This window comes from Streptomyces sp. NPDC041129, assembly GCF_055592265.1.
The window spans coordinates 81,815-97,920 of the sequence record NZ_JBVIYV010000012.1; the positions used below are offsets into that span (position 1 = coordinate 81,815).

At 69.4% G+C, this 16,106-nt stretch carries 18 protein-coding genes and 3 pseudogenes; 13 read left to right on the top strand and 8 right to left on the bottom strand.

Going from position 1 to position 16,106, the window contains the following annotated elements; all coding sequences use genetic code 11:
• The first annotated feature begins 83 nt into the window (after positions 1-83).
• Both ACZ6B1_RS30550 and ACZ6B1_RS30555 read left to right on the top strand, forming a co-directional pair.
• On the top strand, positions 84-755 hold the full coding sequence (locus tag ACZ6B1_RS30550; RefSeq protein WP_468783649.1) for a DUF998 domain-containing protein: 672 nt from the start codon (positions 84-86) through the stop codon (positions 753-755).
• A 69-nt stretch (positions 756-824) separates the two neighbouring features.
• A complete protein-coding gene (locus ACZ6B1_RS30555; RefSeq protein WP_468783651.1) occupies positions 825-1,037 on the top strand; it encodes a DUF4287 domain-containing protein in 213 nt (70 codons plus the stop codon).
• Positions 1,038-1,213: 176 nt separating this feature from the next.
• On the opposite strand, the pseudogene ACZ6B1_RS30560 reads toward ACZ6B1_RS30555, so the two are convergent.
• Positions 1,214-1,516: pseudogene (locus ACZ6B1_RS30560) on the bottom strand (WhiB family transcriptional regulator).
• A 691-nt stretch (positions 1,517-2,207) separates the two neighbouring features.
• On the opposite strand from ACZ6B1_RS30560, the gene ACZ6B1_RS30565 reads away from it, so the two are divergent.
• From ACZ6B1_RS30565 to ACZ6B1_RS30590, 6 genes are all read left to right on the top strand, one after another.
• On the top strand, positions 2,208-2,444 hold the full coding sequence (locus tag ACZ6B1_RS30565) for a hypothetical protein (RefSeq protein ID WP_468783653.1): 237 nt from the start codon (positions 2,208-2,210) through the stop codon (positions 2,442-2,444).
• 238 nt (positions 2,445-2,682) lie between these two features.
• A complete protein-coding gene (locus tag ACZ6B1_RS30570; RefSeq protein ID WP_468783655.1) occupies positions 2,683-3,144 on the top strand; it encodes a hypothetical protein in 462 nt (153 codons plus the stop codon).
• Between the two features lie 223 nt (positions 3,145-3,367).
• Entirely contained in the window at positions 3,368-3,940 is a 573-nt protein-coding gene (locus tag ACZ6B1_RS30575; RefSeq protein WP_468783657.1) for a hypothetical protein, read from the top strand.
• A 34-nt stretch (positions 3,941-3,974) separates the two neighbouring features.
• Complete coding sequence (locus ACZ6B1_RS30580) at positions 3,975-4,118, top strand: hypothetical protein (RefSeq protein ID WP_468783659.1); 144 nt, start codon at positions 3,975-3,977, stop codon at positions 4,116-4,118.
• Between the two features lie 585 nt (positions 4,119-4,703).
• Positions 4,704-4,994 carry a hypothetical protein gene (locus ACZ6B1_RS30585; RefSeq protein ID WP_468783661.1) on the top strand — a complete coding sequence of 97 codons (291 nt, stop codon included), beginning with the start codon at positions 4,704-4,706 and terminating at the stop codon, positions 4,992-4,994.
• A gap of 160 nt (positions 4,995-5,154) precedes the next feature.
• Positions 5,155-5,577 (top strand): hypothetical protein, encoded by a 423-nt coding sequence (locus ACZ6B1_RS30590; protein WP_468783663.1) that lies wholly within the window; start codon positions 5,155-5,157, stop codon positions 5,575-5,577.
• Positions 5,578-6,279: 702 nt separating this feature from the next.
• Here ACZ6B1_RS30590 and ACZ6B1_RS30595 read toward each other — a convergent pair.
• From ACZ6B1_RS30595 to ACZ6B1_RS30610, 4 genes are all read right to left on the bottom strand, one after another.
• Positions 6,280-8,676: a glycoside hydrolase family 65 protein gene (locus ACZ6B1_RS30595; protein WP_468783665.1), complete on the bottom strand. Its 2,397-nt coding sequence runs from the start codon at positions 8,674-8,676 to the stop codon at positions 6,280-6,282.
• On the bottom strand, positions 8,673-9,416 hold the full coding sequence (locus tag ACZ6B1_RS30600) for an HAD family hydrolase (RefSeq protein ID WP_468783667.1): 744 nt from the start codon (positions 9,414-9,416) through the stop codon (positions 8,673-8,675). The genes ACZ6B1_RS30595 and ACZ6B1_RS30600 overlap by 4 nt, the downstream gene beginning before the upstream one ends.
• Positions 9,417-9,626: 210 nt before the next feature.
• Entirely contained in the window at positions 9,627-9,815 is a 189-nt protein-coding gene (locus tag ACZ6B1_RS30605) for a DUF6879 family protein (protein ID WP_468783669.1), read from the bottom strand.
• A 12-nt stretch (positions 9,816-9,827) separates the two neighbouring features.
• Positions 9,828-10,028, bottom strand: coding sequence for a hypothetical protein (locus ACZ6B1_RS30610; protein WP_468783670.1), 201 nt, complete (start codon positions 10,026-10,028; stop codon positions 9,828-9,830).
• A 407-nt stretch (positions 10,029-10,435) separates the two neighbouring features.
• Between ACZ6B1_RS30610 and ACZ6B1_RS30615 the strand changes: the two are divergent.
• Together ACZ6B1_RS30615 and ACZ6B1_RS30620 are read left to right on the top strand one after the other, a co-directional pair.
• A pseudogene (locus tag ACZ6B1_RS30615) lies at positions 10,436-10,606 on the top strand (dihydrofolate reductase family protein); the annotation flags it as partial.
• A gap of 87 nt (positions 10,607-10,693) precedes the next feature.
• Entirely contained in the window at positions 10,694-12,436 is a 1,743-nt protein-coding gene (locus ACZ6B1_RS30620; RefSeq protein WP_468783672.1) for a serine/threonine-protein kinase, read from the top strand.
• A 175-nt stretch (positions 12,437-12,611) separates the two neighbouring features.
• On the opposite strand, the pseudogene ACZ6B1_RS30625 reads toward ACZ6B1_RS30620, so the two are convergent.
• Positions 12,612-12,740 (bottom strand): annotated as a pseudogene (locus ACZ6B1_RS30625) (fic family toxin-antitoxin system, toxin component); the annotation flags it as partial.
• Positions 12,741-12,752: 12 nt separating this feature from the next.
• A complete protein-coding gene (locus ACZ6B1_RS30630) occupies positions 12,753-13,943 on the bottom strand; it encodes a PP2C family protein-serine/threonine phosphatase (protein WP_468783905.1) in 1,191 nt (396 codons plus the stop codon).
• Positions 13,944-14,149: 206 nt separating this feature from the next.
• Between ACZ6B1_RS30630 and ACZ6B1_RS30635 the strand changes: the two genes are divergently transcribed.
• The 3 genes from ACZ6B1_RS30635 (at position 14,150) to ACZ6B1_RS30645 (ending at position 15,574) form a co-directional block, all read left to right on the top strand.
• On the top strand, positions 14,150-14,413 hold the full coding sequence (locus ACZ6B1_RS30635; RefSeq protein ID WP_468783674.1) for a hypothetical protein: 264 nt from the start codon (positions 14,150-14,152) through the stop codon (positions 14,411-14,413).
• Between the two features lie 234 nt (positions 14,414-14,647).
• Positions 14,648-15,070 (top strand): gas vesicle protein GvpJ, encoded by a 423-nt coding sequence (gene gvpJ / locus ACZ6B1_RS30640; protein ID WP_468783676.1) that lies wholly within the window; start codon positions 14,648-14,650, stop codon positions 15,068-15,070.
• An 84-nt stretch (positions 15,071-15,154) separates the two neighbouring features.
• Positions 15,155-15,574 (top strand): hypothetical protein, encoded by a 420-nt coding sequence (locus ACZ6B1_RS30645; protein WP_468783678.1) that lies wholly within the window; start codon positions 15,155-15,157, stop codon positions 15,572-15,574.
• Positions 15,575-15,677: 103 nt separating this feature from the next.
• On the opposite strand, the gene ACZ6B1_RS30650 is transcribed toward ACZ6B1_RS30645, so the two are convergent.
• Positions 15,678-16,082 carry an IS5 family transposase gene (locus tag ACZ6B1_RS30650; RefSeq protein WP_468783680.1) on the bottom strand — a complete coding sequence of 135 codons (405 nt, stop codon included), beginning with the start codon at positions 16,080-16,082 and terminating at the stop codon, positions 15,678-15,680.
• Positions 16,083-16,106: the final 24 nt, after the last annotated feature.

Here is a 16,106-nt window from a genome sequence, read left to right on the forward strand (position 1 = left end):
GTTCCGATGCTAGTACTGTACCGTCTAGTTCCGTAGTACTGGACAGTCCAGTTCTCGTGTGGTCTCGGTTTAGGGGGATTCGTATGACTCAGGCAATCCGCATACCGGCTACCAACCGTGTTGCCTCGGCTCAGTTCGCCACCCGCGCGCTACTGGCCTGCGGGGCAGCGGCAGGACCGCTGTTCCTGTCGGTGGGGGTGATCGAGGGCCTGACGCGTACCGGCTTCGACTTCAGGCGCAATGCCATCAGCCAGCTCAGCCTCGGTTCGCTGGGCTGGATCCAGGTCACCAGCTTCCTGGTCACCGGTACGCTGATCACTGCCGGAGCGGTGGGGTTGCGGCGGACGATTGGCCGCACCACCGGCGGCACCTGGGGGCCGCGCCTGGTCGGCGTCTTCGGTGCGTCCTTCCTACTCGCCGGAGTCTTCAAAGCGGACCCCGGTGCGGGCTTCCCAGCCGGCACGTCCGACGGTCCGGCCACGCTGAGCGGGCACGGAACGGTCCACATGCTCAGCGGCACGGTGGGCTACCTCGCGCTGTGCGCCGCGTTCCTCGTGCTGGCCCGATACTTCGCTGCCCACGGCCAGCACGGCTGGGCCCTGGCCTACCGCCTGCTGCCGCTAGTGGTCATCGCGGGGTTTGCCGCCTCCGCCACCACCGTGGCGGCCTTCACCGCCGCAGCCGGCCTCGGCCTGCTCGCGCTCACCGCAGCCACCACCCGGCTGGCCAGCCTCGCGCCCACTTCACGGCGGTAGCGGCTCCAACTCCCGCTCACACGGCCACAACCCGAGACCACCGCACTCAGACAGACAGGATGGTTCGTCATGACCGCACCGGTGAAAGGCCCCGCCAGCTACTTCCCGTCGATCGAGAAGAAGTACGGCCGCCCGATCGAGGAGTGGAAGGCGTTGATCCGCACCTCACCCCTGACCAAGCACATGGAACTCGTCGCATGGCTCAAGGCCGAGCACGGCCTCGGTCACGGGCACGCCAACGCCCTTGTCGCCCACACCCTCGCCGAGAGCGCCAGCAACTAGCCTCAGGTCGGGCATGAGTTCTACGGCCGGCGGGCCTCATGCCCGACCCAAGGTGCAGTCGGTTCTCGTGAACATCGAACACGCCGACTTCGGGGCGCCTCCCAAAGTGACGAACAACCGCTGTCGGTTCTCGTGAACAGAACCATGGCATATGAGATGACGTCAGGGGGAGCCTGTCACCCTTGACCGGCTTGTTGGCGCCCGGATGCGCGGCGGGTCCCTTCCAGAGCCTTTCGCCACGAGGAAACGTTCGGCTTGCGGCGCAGCAGTGCTCTGCGCTCCCTCTCGGTCATACCGCCCCAGACACCGAACTAGATGCGGTGGTCGAGGGCTTCGGCCAGACACTCGATGCGCACCGGACAGCCTGTGCAGAGCTCCTTGGCCCGCCGCTGGCTCGGGTTGCCGTTCACCAACAACTCGTCGGGGTAGGAACTCCGGCAGGCGGCGGACTCACTCCAGTGGCCCCGGGCACTCACCATGGCCTCCCCCTTCCCCGTCACGGCCTGCGGCAGCTCGACCTCACGGCGCTGGTCAGAGCGGCTGCAGCACGGTCGAGCGGACCCTGCAGTCCACGGGGCCGTCACACAGCAGGCACCGAGCCGCCTCGGTGCGGACCGCGGCGAGCCCTCCCACCTGCTGCACCAGCCACAGTCAACGGTGCGGGTCAGCACGTGCCGGCCCCATGCCGTACGCGAGGCGCGCTCTCTGCGGTAGGCCTGGGCGGCCTGGTGCCCGGGCGCCCACGGACGGCGTCCTCGCACCCGGCCCGACCGGCCCCATGTGAAAGCTCGTCGCTCCCCGCACCCTGAAACGCGCTCGCCCAGCATAGGGCGTGCGCGTGGACGCGGGGAGTCCTGCGCCGCTCGCGGGCGCACCCGGCCACACAACACCGACCGGGGTGCGGCTGGGCCCCTGGGCAGGGTGCTACTGAAGGGGGGCAGCCTGTTCCTGATCGTGTGCAGGCCGCCGTGTGGTGTCCTGGTGAGCCGGTGCGACCCAACCAGGTCTCGCGCTCTGGGAGGCCGGGTAGGTTCCTGGGCAGCGTGGCTGCCGGGTGCGACAGGCTGTGGGTGCTCTCAGCCTGTCCGCCGTACGGCCGCCGGGGTGAGGTGGCTCGCCGGGCGCGCCGCCCGGCGCCCCGGCCCCGAGCGCACAGATAGGAGACCGCATGTGACCGCCATACCCCAGGGCCGCGACTGGACCCGTATGAAGCGCGCCGACTTCGACGACTCCGCCCCGCTCAACCTGGTCGACGCGGCCGTGTGTCGGCCGGTGCCCGCCGTGCCCGACGACTGCGGGACCCAAGCGCTGTTCGGGAAGGACCCGGAGCCGCCGCGTCCCCGCCGCCCCCGCACGCCGGCCCCGACACTCACCGAGGACTCCGAGAACACCGACACCTTGTTCTAAGCCACTCCTTGAGGACAGGCCTAAAGACTTGGGGCGCTGGCACCTTGCGCGACGGCAGACGGCGGGCGCACCGCAGTCGGCAGCGCGGCTGGACGACGAGCCCACACAGACTCGGCAGTGGCCGAACTGCGGCCCCGGGTCTGGCGGTCCTGCGGCCGGTCCCTTCGGGTGCTCCGCCCCCGGCTGCCGCGCAGAGAGCGGCGGGTGGCACCACGTTGCGCCCGTAGACGACTTCGCCGTGCTCTTCACCCCGGCCGGCGTGCTCATACGCGGCTTCGACCACGAGTCGCAGATGAGTCCGTACGCCACGGACGACGAGCAGGTCTGGCCCGGTGTCGTCGACGAGGTGCCCGCGGCGTTGTGCCCGCTTCTGGACGAGCCCGCCTTCCACGACGAGGGCATCGACGCCCCTCGGGTCACCGCCTGCCTGTGTCAGGCGACCGGCGATACCGTCTGGCGCACCGGCTCGGCCATCGCCTTCCCAGAGGGCAGCGAGGACCCGGACGGCTCGGGCTTCCTCTTTCGCCTCCTCACCGACCGCTCCGCTGAGACCGTTCAGGCATGGTTCGAGGACTACTACGAACGGCCCGTTCCCCTCGACGCCGTCCGCCACGTCCTCGCCGGACACCCCCTGACCCCCGCGGTCGCCAAGGCACTCAACGCGGCCGTGCCCCTCCCGGACGGCGCCGCCGCACCGTGACCATGGAGCCACGACGACGCTGAACGAGAGGGTCAAGCTTGCCGCCCGCAGGTTGATGTCCCTCGTGGCCACGTAGACGGCGGAGCCGAGGTGCCGGGACTGCAGCAGCAACGTAGAAGCCACCAAACGGTCGTCGGGCACGTCCAAGTCGAGCCAATTCGGCAGCCTGTCGCCCTTGGGTTCGACGTGCTCGTAGATCGCCACGTCCGGGTCGTCGAGCAGCATGGTTCGTGTCGATCGCTACGCGCACCGGCCAGGCGTCGGCGAGATCGCCCCGCTTTCGGAGCGTGGCCACCGCTGTCTTGATCTTCTCGGCGGCCGCTTCGATGCTGGCCGGCACGGTCGTGTCCCGGGGCCGCACAATCCAACGCTCAAGCAGGGCAAGACTTGCGTCGAGGCCCTTGCTGACCCCCGGCGTCGGGTGCGGGAACAGGAGCCGGAACAGCGGTTCCCACTCCCGAACCCGAACCTGCACGCGCTGGACGGCGTGCTCGAGGTCGGCGGCAAACGCAGGATCATGGTCGGCGGCGTCTTCCCGGGCGAGGTGGACTCGCTGCCGCGTGCGCTCGCTGGGAGCTCCGTGCTCGCCAGCTGCTTCCTCCGTGAGCCGATGCAGGGCGGGGTCTTCTCCGAGCTTTTGGCTGACCAGGTCATGCAGGCGGTCCATTCCCGCGTCCAGCGCCCGGTCGACCTCCCCGTCCGCGCGATCACCCACTCGCCGGGCCTTGCGCACACTCCACGCGCAGAGGTACCCGACCACGATCTCGACCCGCCGTCGCTGACGCCGCGACCGTGACGTCAGTGCTAGATCAACCCCCGGGACCAGGTTCATGTCCACGAGCCCATGCAGCCAAGCCGACAAATGGGCCGCGGTGCCGGTGCCGCGTGCCGCCGTGTCCCTCGGCCTGGACGGCGCCCTGCACGAGGAGGTGACCCACACCCTGCTCGTCACGGTCGCTCCCCCGACGGACTGAACCCCAACTGCCCCCGGACCTGGCCACAGCCCGGCAACGACCGCACGCGTATCCCGGCGGTGGAGATCTGTCCAGCGCGCACGAGAGACGGACCCACCTGCCAAGTCCGTTGACGACGGCCGCCGCCATGATCGCGCTTCCCGGTGTGATGGACTCCGCCGTCGTCGGCGAGACGGCGGCTGAACCGCTGCCTGCGGTGTTCGGCGACCGGTCCTACGACGCTTGGCGGCCCCGCCCACGACCGAGCGGCGGCTGAGCACCGAACCGGCCCCAGCAGCCGGGTACCCCGGTAGGAGATGGCGGTCATCACCGCCGAGCCCTCCTTGCGGCGTGCCGAGCGCCAGGAGCTGCTGCGCCGAACGCTGGTCCACATGACCCGCGTCTTCGGCCACGTCCACGCCGAGGGGGCTGGCATAGGACGAGAAGCCCCGTCCGCCACCGCATCGTCGGGCGGCCGCAGCAAGAGAGCTCCTCCGCTTGTTGTCCGGTTCGGACCGTGGGACATGGCCTTCGGCCGGGTAGCCGCTGCTGTGATCGACGCAGGGCGCTGACGGCGTCCGCTTGGCGGGAAGGAGATGAGAACGCATGGCTACCGGCGCGGACTCGGCGAGGATCACGGCGAAGGTCCAAGGCAGGGACATCACACTTAACGGCCCCCTGACGAAGGACGAGATCCGGAGCATGATCTGGTGGTGGCAGAGTGCCGACCCCAAGACTTCCAAGGAACGGGAAGAATGTCAGCACGATCACGACGCCTCCCACAAGGACGTGATCATGACCTTGGGCGGGTACTACGAGGTCTCCCCCGACCCCCGTACGCCCGAGGCCGAAAGGCTCGTGGACCTGGTGTACGACGAGCTCAACTCGAACGAGTGACACAGCGCCGGTGAAGTCCGCGACCGTGCTCGACGCGCCGGTCGCGGCTGAGACCGGCGCACTGTGACGAGGTCAGTTCAAGGGGAGCAGGTGTCGTAGCGTCACGACGAGTGCGCCTGCCGTCGCACGGGGCCAGCCCCAGGGAAGAAAGAGATGTTGTGTGAGCTACAGCCCGTCGATCTACAAGTTCGTCGAGGGCAGCGATGCTCCCGTTGTCTTGGACACGGAGGTGGTGCGCTCTGTTCTCACTCCCTACGACGTGGGCGACCCCGACCGGACGATGGCGGAGGACGGGAGCCTGCAGTACTGGGTCAGGGCCAATGACGGCAGTGAGGCCGAGATCTTCGTTGATCAGACCGGCATTCTTGTGGAGCGTCCGCACTCAGGCCTCGGGGTGTTCGCCATCGTGGCAGAACTCGCCGCACGGCTGGCAGCCGTGATCCTCGATCCGAGCCGGGGCACTTGCTTCTGCGGCCCCGAAGCACATGCGCACGTTCCCGCGGACATGCGCCGGGAAGCGGTCTTGATCGACATGACGGGTGCAGCGGTCGAGGCCGCGCTGATCGGACCGCCGCTTCCCTGAAGCGTCGGGACACCACCGATATACCTGGCGCGGACTTGGGCGGGCCTCCTGACGCGTGGGCCTTCCCTCGCGGGGGCCCACCCGTGTCAGAGGGGACGCGCAGCGCGGCCCGGACGGCGCCGCCGGGTGAGCCGATGCCGGCCCGGCCATCGTGGCCGTCGAGCAGGCCGGCGCGACGGCCCGAGCCGGGCGAGGGCGAAGGCGGCCATCACTGCGCGCGCTGGCTCTACCTCGACCATGACGCAACCCGTGCCTTCTACGAGGAAGCACGCGAGCACCACCTGAAGATCTCCTGACGCCCGTGTTTTCCAGCCCACCCGCACCACGCCACCGACACACCGACAGCAGAACCCCAGAGGAGGAGCGGCAGGAGCGCATTCTCGAGGTCTACTCTGCGCGTTGATGCGTCGACCGGGGAAGGTACGTCGTTTCCGGGCCGACGTGATCGGCTCCCGCTCGCGGTCCGTGCGCTGTCACCATCGGTTCACCGCCCCGGGCGAAGTCCCCCAGGGCCCGCGGCCGTTCGACACCCCAGCCCCCGCACCAGGAGATACCGTCATGCCCCGCCGCGGAGTACGGGCCCAGCGGGGCGTCGTCGGCGGCCAGGCTGCTGGTCGGGTCGGTGAGGAAGAAGCCACCCGGCGCGCCGAGAACGTGGCCAACCGGAGCGGGCCCGACGGACGGCAGGTGCGGACGTTAGTGTCACTCCTGTGTTTCCGCCTGGGCTTCCTCCATGCCGGGCCGGCCCGGCGGGCGGCGGCCGTGTGGCTGCTGAGGTTCAGGGAGTGCGTGGGCGGCCGGCATCGGGCGGTCCACCGGTTCCTCGGCGGTCACGGTCAGTGGTTCCCCGTGGTGAAGCACCTCCAGCGGTGCGCCGTCGACCAGTCGGTAGCGGGCGTGGGTCTGACCGATGTCCACCTTCAGTCTGCGTCCGCGCACCGCCACGGTGAACGCCACCCTGGACAGCGCTTCGGGCAGCCGCGGTGCGAACCCCAGCAGGTCCGGCTTTCCGTCGTCACCGAGGTGTCGGCGCAGGCCCCCGAAGCCGACGACCAGGGCGATCCACGTCCCGGCGAGGGAGGCGATGTGCAGCCCGTCGCGGGTGTTGTGCTCCAGGTCGTCCAGGTCCATCAGCGCGGCCTCGCCGAGGTAGGCGTAGGCCAGCCGCAGGTGCCCGGTCTCGGCGGCGAGCACCGCCTGGCAGCACGCCGAGAGGGAGGAGTCGCGGACGGTGAGTGTCTCGTAGTAGGCGAAGTTGCGGGCCTTCTCCTCGTCGGTGAACGCGTAGGGGCACGCCAGCATGGCCAGCACCACGTCGGCCTGTTTGACGACTTGTTTGCGGTACAGGTCGAAGTAGGGGTAGTGCAGCATCAGCGGGTAGTTCTCGGGCGGGGTGGCCTCGAAGTCCCAGCGCTGGAAGTGCGTGTATCCGGCCGATTGTTCGTGCACGCCGAGGGTCTCGTTGTACGGGATCGCCATGTGGGCCGCCGCGTCCCGCCAGGCGGCGGCCTCCTCGTCGTCCACGCCCAGTTCCTCGGCGCGCTCCCGGTAGAGCGTGGCCGCGTCCGCCGCGGCGCGCAGGTTCTGCCGTGCCAGCAGGTTGGTGTACAGGTTGTCCCGAGCGATGGCGCTGTACTCGTCGGGTCCCGTGACCCCGTCGATGTGGAACACACCCTCCGCGTCGTGGTGGCCGAGGGAGCGCCACAGCCGGGCGGTGTCCACGAGGAGGTCCAGCCCCTCACGGCGTCCGAACTCCTCGTCGCCCGTCATCATGACGTAGCGGACCGCGCTCATGGCGATGTCGGCGTTGATGTGGAAGGCGGCCGTGCCTGCCGGCCAGTAAGCGGAACACTCGGCGCCGTCGATCGTCCGCCAGGGGAAGACCGCTCCCGAGAGCCCCAGTTGGCGCGCGCGTTCCCGGGCCGCCGGCAGCGTCCGGTGCCGCCATCGCAGCGGCGAGGCGACTGTCTCCGGCGCGGTGAAGGTCAGCACCGGCAGGACGTAGGACTCGGTGTCCCAGAAGGAGTGTCCGTCGTATCCGGTTCCGGTCAGTCCCTTCGCCGGGATAGCCCGGTTCTCCCCGCGGGCCGCCGCCTGGAGTACGTGGAACAGGGCGAACCGCACCGCCTGCTGGATCTGCGCGTCGCCCTCAACCTCGACGTCCGCGCCGGCCCAGAACCGGTCCAGGTAGGCCCGTTGAGCCGCGACCAGGCCGCCCCAGCCAGTGCTGACCGCAGCGGCCACCGCGCCGTCCACCTGGTCGTGCACGGCCGGCAGTGAACGCTGTCCCGACCAGCCGTAGGCCACGAACTTGACCAGCCGCAGCGGTTGCCCGGGGGTCAGGTCCGCGGTCACCGTCAGACGGCTGACGTCGGGCTCGCACTGCGCCGTCCAGCGGGCGCTCTCGGGCCCCTCGACGAGATGGTCGGCCGCCGCTCCCACCCGCAGCACGCTCTGGTCGGTGCAGTGCACGAGCCGCAACCGGGTGTCCTGCGCGAAGGACTCCTCGGCCACCAGCGGGGACTCGGTCGCCGCGGCGACGCGCGGATCGCCCTCGATGCGGGGCAGTTGCTCGTTGGCGACGAGTTCGGACTGCACGGCGACCGTGATCGGTCCGTCGACCGCCTCGACCTCGTAGACGATGGCGGCCACCGCGCGCTGGGTGAACGACACGAGCCGCTGTGAGGTGATCCGGACCGTGCGGCCGCCAGGCGAGGTCCACCGCGCGGTGCGGCTGAGGATGCCGGAGCGGAAGTCCAGGACCCGCTCGTGCGCCAGCAGGCGGCCGTAGCGCAGATCGCACGGGTGGTCGTCGACCAGCAGCCGGATGATCTTGCCGTCGGTCACGTTGATCATCGTCTGGCCGGCCTCGGGATATCCGTAGCCCGCTTCCGCGTACGGCAGCGGATGCCGCTCGTGAACGCCGTTGAGGTAGGCGCCGGGCAGTCCGTGCGGTTCCCCCTCGTCGAGGTTTCCGCGCCATCCAATGTGCCCGTTGGACAGGGCGAACACCGATTCGCTCTGCGCGAGCACGTCCAGGTTCAGCTCGGTCTCGCGCAGGCACCACGGCTCGACCGTGAAGCTGGGATGAGTGATCACCGCGACTCCAGAAGTTCGGCCAGGTCACGGACCACCACGTCAGCGCCGTGGGCCCGTAGCTGCTCCGCCTGGCCGACCCGGTCGACCCCTACGACCAGGCCGAACCGTCCCGCGTGCCCCGCTTCGACCCCGGCGAGCGCGTCCTCGAACACCGCGGCCCGGCCGGGCTCCACCGCCAGAGCGCCTGCGCCCTCCAGGTAGGTGTCCGGTGCGGGTTTGCCGCGCAGCCCGCGTTCGTGCGCCACCACGCCGTCGATCCGCTCGTCGAACAATTCCTCGATGCCGGCCGCCACCAGGACGTCCCGGCAGTTCGCGCTGGAGGACACCACCGCGGTACGCAGTCCGGCTTCCCGCACGGCGTGCACGAAGCGGACCGAACCCTCGTAGGGCTCGACCCCTTCGTCACGGATCCGGCGCAGCACCAGGTTGTTCTTCCGGGTGCCCAGCCCATTCACGGTCTCCGCCTTCGGCGGGTCGTCCGGCGCTCCCTCGGGCAGGTGCACCCCGCGTGCGGCGAGGAACGTGCGCACTCCGTCCTCGCGGGGCCGCCCGTCCACGTACTCGTCGTAGTCCTCGACCGCGTCGAAGGGCACGAACGCGGTGCCTTCGCGTGCCGCGCGGTCGCGGAGATAGTCGTCGAACATCTCCTTCCAGGCGGCCGCGTGCACCTTCGCGGTCTGGGTGAGCACTCCGTCGAGGTCGAACAGGCAGGCACGGACGTGCGCAGGTAGCCCCAGCATGCCGTCGAGGCTAGGAGCCGTCCGCGGCCGACGGCGGGGCGACACCCTCCGGCACGCGTGAAGGCACCCGGTTGGGCCACGCGATCCATGCGGCGATCTCTACCCGTGGGTGGCGGCGGTGAGCCAGATCGGACGGCAGAGGCGGGCAAGCCGCGCCGGCTTCGTTCAACGGGTTGCCGCCAACCCTCAGGCCACCCGATCGCAGCAGGCCTACCGCGCGTACCTCGACCACGCAGCCTCCTGCACGGGATGCGCCGCCCGGCCATCGGCGAGGAACTGACGGTAGGTGTCCTTTCGTTCGTCCCAGACGTAGCGGCGGCGGGTCTCCAGCCGCCACGCGGAGTGGCGCAGCCTAGTGAACATGCCGTCGAACTCGTCGAGGCTGATGAACTGGGCCACGTGCACGGGCCCTTACGGTCCGTAGTTGGCGAGCAGCTCCCGGGGCACGGTGACGGCGGCCTCGCCCGGCGCGAGATCGAGTTGCTCCACCTCGGCCGGGTCCGTAACCGGGTCGCCCTGGACGATGTACGCGCCGCTCCCGGTGTCCGTGTACAGGGTTGGGCAGCCGTTGTTCCCGGAGTTGGTTCCGACCTTCCACAGCCTGCGAGTCATGGCGCTTTCCTCCGTTGGGTGGGCTGGCGCGCACGGTAGTCCTGGCAGGCGTTAAGGAAACAGTGTGCAACCGAAGCGCTGACCGGAGGCGCGACCACGACGGGACCATCCCCGCGGGCCCGAGGACCAACGCGAGGTGGAATTCCCCGAATCCGCCAAGCTGGAGCTACCCCCGCGGGGGCGGGGACGACTAGGCCGTTTCGTTTGGATCACCGACCTCGACTCCACAGCGCGTGCGGCTCCCGAGCGGATCCGGTGGCCAAGGCCGCCGGAAATGACTGGCGACAGTCGATGAGTTTCTCCATGATCCACAGTCATAGATCATGGTTGGCGTGCCGAGGCCACGAGTGCGGTCGAAGCACACACCAACCGAATCTGCCGCCAGCTGGACATGAGACACCGAGGACTCGGACGCCGGCCTGATCGACCGCTACCACCTGCTCGTCTTCCCGCTCCTGCTCGGCGCGGGCAAGCGGCTTTTCAGCGCCACGGACAAGGACACCCAGAAGCTCAAGCTCGTCGAGCACGAGGTCTATGCCAACGGTCTGCAGAAGCAGGTCTTCGGCGTCGTCCGCTGACCGGATGTAAGAGCAGGACGCATCGGCCCGGGACGGTGAGGTCACCTGCGCGGCACCGCGCCACCGGAATCTCGTAGGCTCCTGGCCATGAGCGACAGCGAATCCGGCAGACGGGTCATAGACGGGCGCTTCGTGCTGGAGGCGCGGCTCGGTGGCGGCGGCATGGGCATGGTGTGGCGGGCGCGCGATCTGGTCCTTGACCGGGCCGTCGCGCTCAAGGAAGTACGGCCCCCCGATCCGGGTCTTGCCGAATATGACCCCCAGGGCGCGGCAATGCTCCGGGCTCGGGTACTGCGCGAGGCACGGGCGCTCGCCCGTGTCGACCACCCCAATGTGGTGACCATCCACCACGTGGTGGACGACGGGGAGCACACCTACCCATGGATCGTCATGGAGTTGGTGACCGGCGGATCGCTCCAGGACCGGCTTGAGAAGGGGCCGCTGGCGCCCGTCGAGGCAGCTACGCTCGGCCGCGACGTGCTGGCCGCGCTACGCGCCGCGCACGATGTCGGTATCCAGCACCGGGATGTGAAGCCTGCCAACGTCCTGATGAGGCCCGACGGACGTCCCGTCCTCACCGACTTCGGCATCGCGGCCATCAGGGAGTCGACCGCCCTGACTGCGACCGGGTCCATCATCGGAACGCCCGACTACATGGCGCCCGAGCGTATCTCCGGCGGCGAGGGCGGCCCGGCCTCCGACCTGTGGTCGCTAGCGATGATGCTGTACGTCGCCGTCGAGGGGCAGCACCCGCTGCGCAGGGGAAGCACCCTCGCAACGCTGGCGGCCCTCTTGAGCGAGGAACTTCCGCCGCCCCTGCAGGCCGGAGCGCTGACCAGTTTCCTGAACGCCGTGCTTGTCAAAGACCCAGCCGGCCGGGCGGACGCGGAGAGCGCCGACCAGATGCTCGCGGACGCGGCCAAAGACCGGAACACGGCTCAAAGCTCTCCCGTCGGCGCGGGCGGGTCCACCTCGTACCGGCTGGCACCTCCGCCGGGGCCAACCCCCACACCCTTGGCACCGGCCGGGTTCGGACCGCCTTCGGGCTTCGGGCCGCCGACTGGCTTCGCATCGTCGGCTCCGCACGACGCCGTGCCCGGCCCCACCGGGCCGTCGACCCCCTACCCGGTGCGCCCCACACGGCCGACGCCGTCACGACCAGGCGGCCGCGCGAAGAACCGGATCGCGATCGTCTCCTCCGTCATCGGGGCCATGCTGGCAGGAGTCCTGGTGTGGACCCTAATACCGGACGGAGGCGCCAACGACGGTGGAAAGGCCGGCAACACACCTGGCTCTTCCTCGGCCAGTGCGAAAGACCCGACTCCCGGACCGACAAGAGCGTCCCGTTCAGCACCGACGCCCCAAGCTCACGGGAACACAGGTCTGCTCACCCCGGACGGCATCCGGACGGCGGTGAAGGAGCTCAAGACCGCGACCGGCACGGACCGCGCGTGCGACCTCACCGTCTATCCGGACTACGTGTCGGCGGAAATCATGGTCAAGGGCAGCAACACCAAATACGACAGCTACACCTACCGCCCCGGCCAGGGCGTCGAGAAGGGCATCATCAGCAGCGCAATCACCGGCGGTGAACGCCCCTTCAGCCTGAACGACTTCAACTGGGACGTCCTTCCCGCCCTGCTGAAACGGGCCGATAGAGACCTGAACGTGACGCGACCAACCATGCGTTACGTCCTGGTCCGCCCTGCCGACGACACGTTCGGCACCCCGCTGGGACTGGCCGTCTATCTCGCCGACGACCACGTCACCGGCTATCTCAATGCCGACCTTAAGGGCAAAGTAACCCGAGTCATGCCAGCCCAGGACTGACGGTAGCGGCAGCCGGTGGCCTGCGAGACACCCGCGTCGCGCGCCAGGCAGTCCACGTAAGACCCTTCGCGGAACCAGTGCAACACCAGCACAGCGGGGGTGTGTGCGGCGGCGCTTTTGCTCGGCAGTTAGGACGCCGAAGGCCGCTTCCAGTACGTCGGCCGAACTGCGGGCGTCAGGTGGCGGTGGGCCAGGGCCGCAGCAAAGCAGCAACCCTCCCCGCGGTGCAGACGGGGTCGAGAAGGAGGTCCTTGAGAGCTATGGCGTCCTCGCGGGCCGGTTCGACGGTGATCCCGGTTCGATCCGGTCGGTGTTCTCAGCCGCCGCCGAGGTGGCGCTGCCCCGTACGGCTGCCGTGCCAATCGAGGACCATGGTGGTGGCATCGTCGGGCAGGGAGCCTCGGCAGGCCTCGTGGACCTCCGAGGTCAGGGCCCGGACCACTTCACGGGGGTGTTCCTCACGGGTGGCGCGGATCAGGGCGGGAAGGTCGACGGCGGCGGCCGCGCGTTCCCGCATGCCGTCGGTAACCAGGACCAGACGGTCGCCGGGTTTCATCTGGAGGCGCTGCACCTCGTAGGCGACAGGGGCGGGCACGCCGAACGGCAGGTTCACCGTGAGGGGCAGTTCCTCCACGTTCTTGTCGCGCAGGCGCAGCGGCCATGGATGGCCGGCATTGACCAGTTCGCAGGTGCCGGTCTCCAGTTGGACGCGCAGCAGCTGGCCGGTGGTTATGCCGCGGCCGTGGCGTGTGATCGCCCGGTGGGCGGCGTGGGCCTGCTCGAGCAGGCTGCGCCCGGCACGGCGGGCGCCGCGCAGGGCGTTCACGGTCAGGGTGGCCAGCAGCGCGGAGGCCGTGTCGTGTCCCATCGCATCAGTGATCGATAGGTGCAGGGCGTCCTGGTCGAGGGCGTAGTCGTAGGTGTCGCCGCCGATTTCGTCGGCCGGGACCAGACCCCCGACCAGGGTGAACTGGGCGGCCTCGCAGCAGGACGCCGAGGGCAGCAGCTGGTGCTGGATCTCCGCGGCCAGGCTCATCGTGGTCGTGCGCCGGCCCCAGTGGTAGAGATCGGTGAAACGGCGGTCGGTGACCACGATGTACGCCAGCGCGTGCGCGGCCTGCACCACCCCGTCCCGCACCGCGTCGTCCACTTCGGGTACGACCAGGTCCAGGACGCCGATGCAGTCGCCGCGGTTGGTCACCGGGGCCACCAACCGGAAGCCCCCCTCTTCGTCCGGCTCCTGGTGCAGACGCTGGGAGCGCAGCACCCGGTCGTGGACGCTGCCCGCCAATGCGCGTCTTCGGGTCTCACCGCGCCTCTCCGCGGCCGTGCCGGCTCTGGGCAGCCGGACGGCTTCCTGCCCGACCACGTCCACCAGCCAGAACGACACCTCGCTCGCCGAGAACCGCTTCTCCAGGTTCCGGGCCACCACGTCGACCGACTCCACCGGCGCGGCGTCCTCCGCCGCGCGCAGCACCTCATCCAGGCCCAAGCCCTCACCATCCAGCACAGGCACCTCCCACCCACCCGATTCCCGGCGAGCCGGTCCTGGATGTCAGTCCGCGCACAGATTCCCGCCGGTCCGCCCCGGTGGCCCGGCTGCTGCCGGCGGTCGGGACAGGCCCCCTGATGCGAATGTGCACTTATGGGGCGAATGATGTGAAAGGGGAATGGTTACTCGGACAGGCGCCCCAACAGAACGGAGACCGTCCCATGGTGATCAAGAAGATGCACGACGTGGGCATCCGCAGCGAGCACGCCTACATCGCCGGCCTGGCCTCGATCGGCCTGAGCTTCGCCTCCTGGTGCGCCAGCCTCAAGGCCGAGAAGGCCGGGATCGAACGCGCCGACCGGTGGGGGATCTTCGTCGGCGAATGGGCACCGACGTTCATCGGCCTCGGCCTCGCCCTCTCCCACTACGAGCAGCAGGAAGGCACCCTCAGCGGCTCCCTGCACGCGGTGAGGAATGCCGGCTGACAGCAGCGCTGCGAGTGCGCCCGCCTCCGCACCGGGGGCGGGCGCCCGGCTGCTCAGGGCGGTCTGCAGCCGCTGTAGCCCAGGCGTGGGTCCCGCACCGGCGTTTCGCCTTGGGTGGTGGGGGCTACTCGCAGGCGAAGGCCTGCGCCGCCGCAGGGGACGCGCCGAGGCGGCGGCCTTGCTGCAGTGTGGGCCGACGGGGCCACAGACAGAAGACAAAGGGGATGGTGCGCGATGACCATGACCACGCAGCAGGGAGGCGGGGGCGGATCCAGCGGCCTCTACGACGTCCTGGAACTCGTCCTCGACCGCGGACTGGTGATCGACGCGTTCGTACGGGTCTCCCTGGTGGGGGTCGAGATACTCAAGATCGACATCCGGGTCGTGGTCGCCAGCGTCGACACCTACCTCCGCTTCGCCGAGGCCTGCAACCGCCTCGACCTGGAAGCCGGGCCCCACAAGCCGGCCGGACTCACGGATCTCACCGGAAAGCCCACCCAGTCCGACGGCGGACAGCTGTCCGAGTCCGGCACCCACGGCGAGGCCAAGGGAGCACTCTCCGGCGCTGCGGAGACCATCTCCGACGCCTTCAACCAGGCCCGCGGCGAGGGCCGGGAGCGGCAGGACGACCGGGCCCCGCGCAGGAGAGAGGAATGACGGAGGGGCCCCCGCGGCCGTAGGGGTGATGCGCCAGGGCGAGGTGGCCGCGCCGACCACGGTGAAGAGGTTGTGCTCCGCCTGATGCGGATAGGAGCGGAGATCGAGCAGGCGGGTGTCGCCCCCTGCTCGGATGCGTCGATCCATACGACGACACCATGTTACCGGTCACAGCTCAGGATCCTGACGTTCGCGGAGGCCGAAGCGATCATCGACGAGGACGGCCACGGGGAAGCGGGCGGAAATCCCGACGGCCTTGCTCGGGTATACGTGAGCCCCGAAGTTTACGGGTGGACGCGGGTCGTCGGCTGGTGGTGCGATCCGTGCGACGGTGAGCGCAGCGACGAAGTGCTACGTCTGTGCACCGAACTGAGTACGCAATACGGCAGGGCGCAGGCCAACTACTACGGCGCGCAGGGCGACGGGTCGGCCTGGCTCATCGCTGAGAGGGGTGACGTGCTGCGCAACCGGCGAGGTCGAAGACAATCTCTTCACGCTGGGTGAACCACTGCCACTGGAAAGGGCCCGACGGGAGTAGCTGAGGCTGTCGCCGGCATGGGACGACACGGCGCGACACGATGAGGCCGAGAGTGAATGGACGTCGGCCTCATTCCATCTCGCTCTCGACGTTGCCGCTGCCCTGGGCACCAGCCCGCTCACACTTTTTGCCGCCGGCGGCGTGCTGGTGTGCCCGCACGATGGTGGAGTCGACCGAGACGAGCCAGTCGATGTCTCCGGCCGCGTCTCTCTCCGCCTGGATGGCCCGCAGCATGCGCGAGAACGTGCCGTCCAGAGTCCACCTGCGGAAACGCGTGTACAAGGTCTGCCAGGAGCCATAACGCTCCGGCACGTCACGCCAGGCCGATCCGGTCCGCAGCTTCCACACGATCCCGTGCAGTACCACCCGGTCGTCCAAACGGGGCCGCCCCGCGGTCCCCGAACTCGGCAGGAACCGCGACAACACCGCCCACTCGGCATCCGAAAGCTCATGACGACGCACCACGACAAGCATGATCCCTCATCACTTGATCACCTT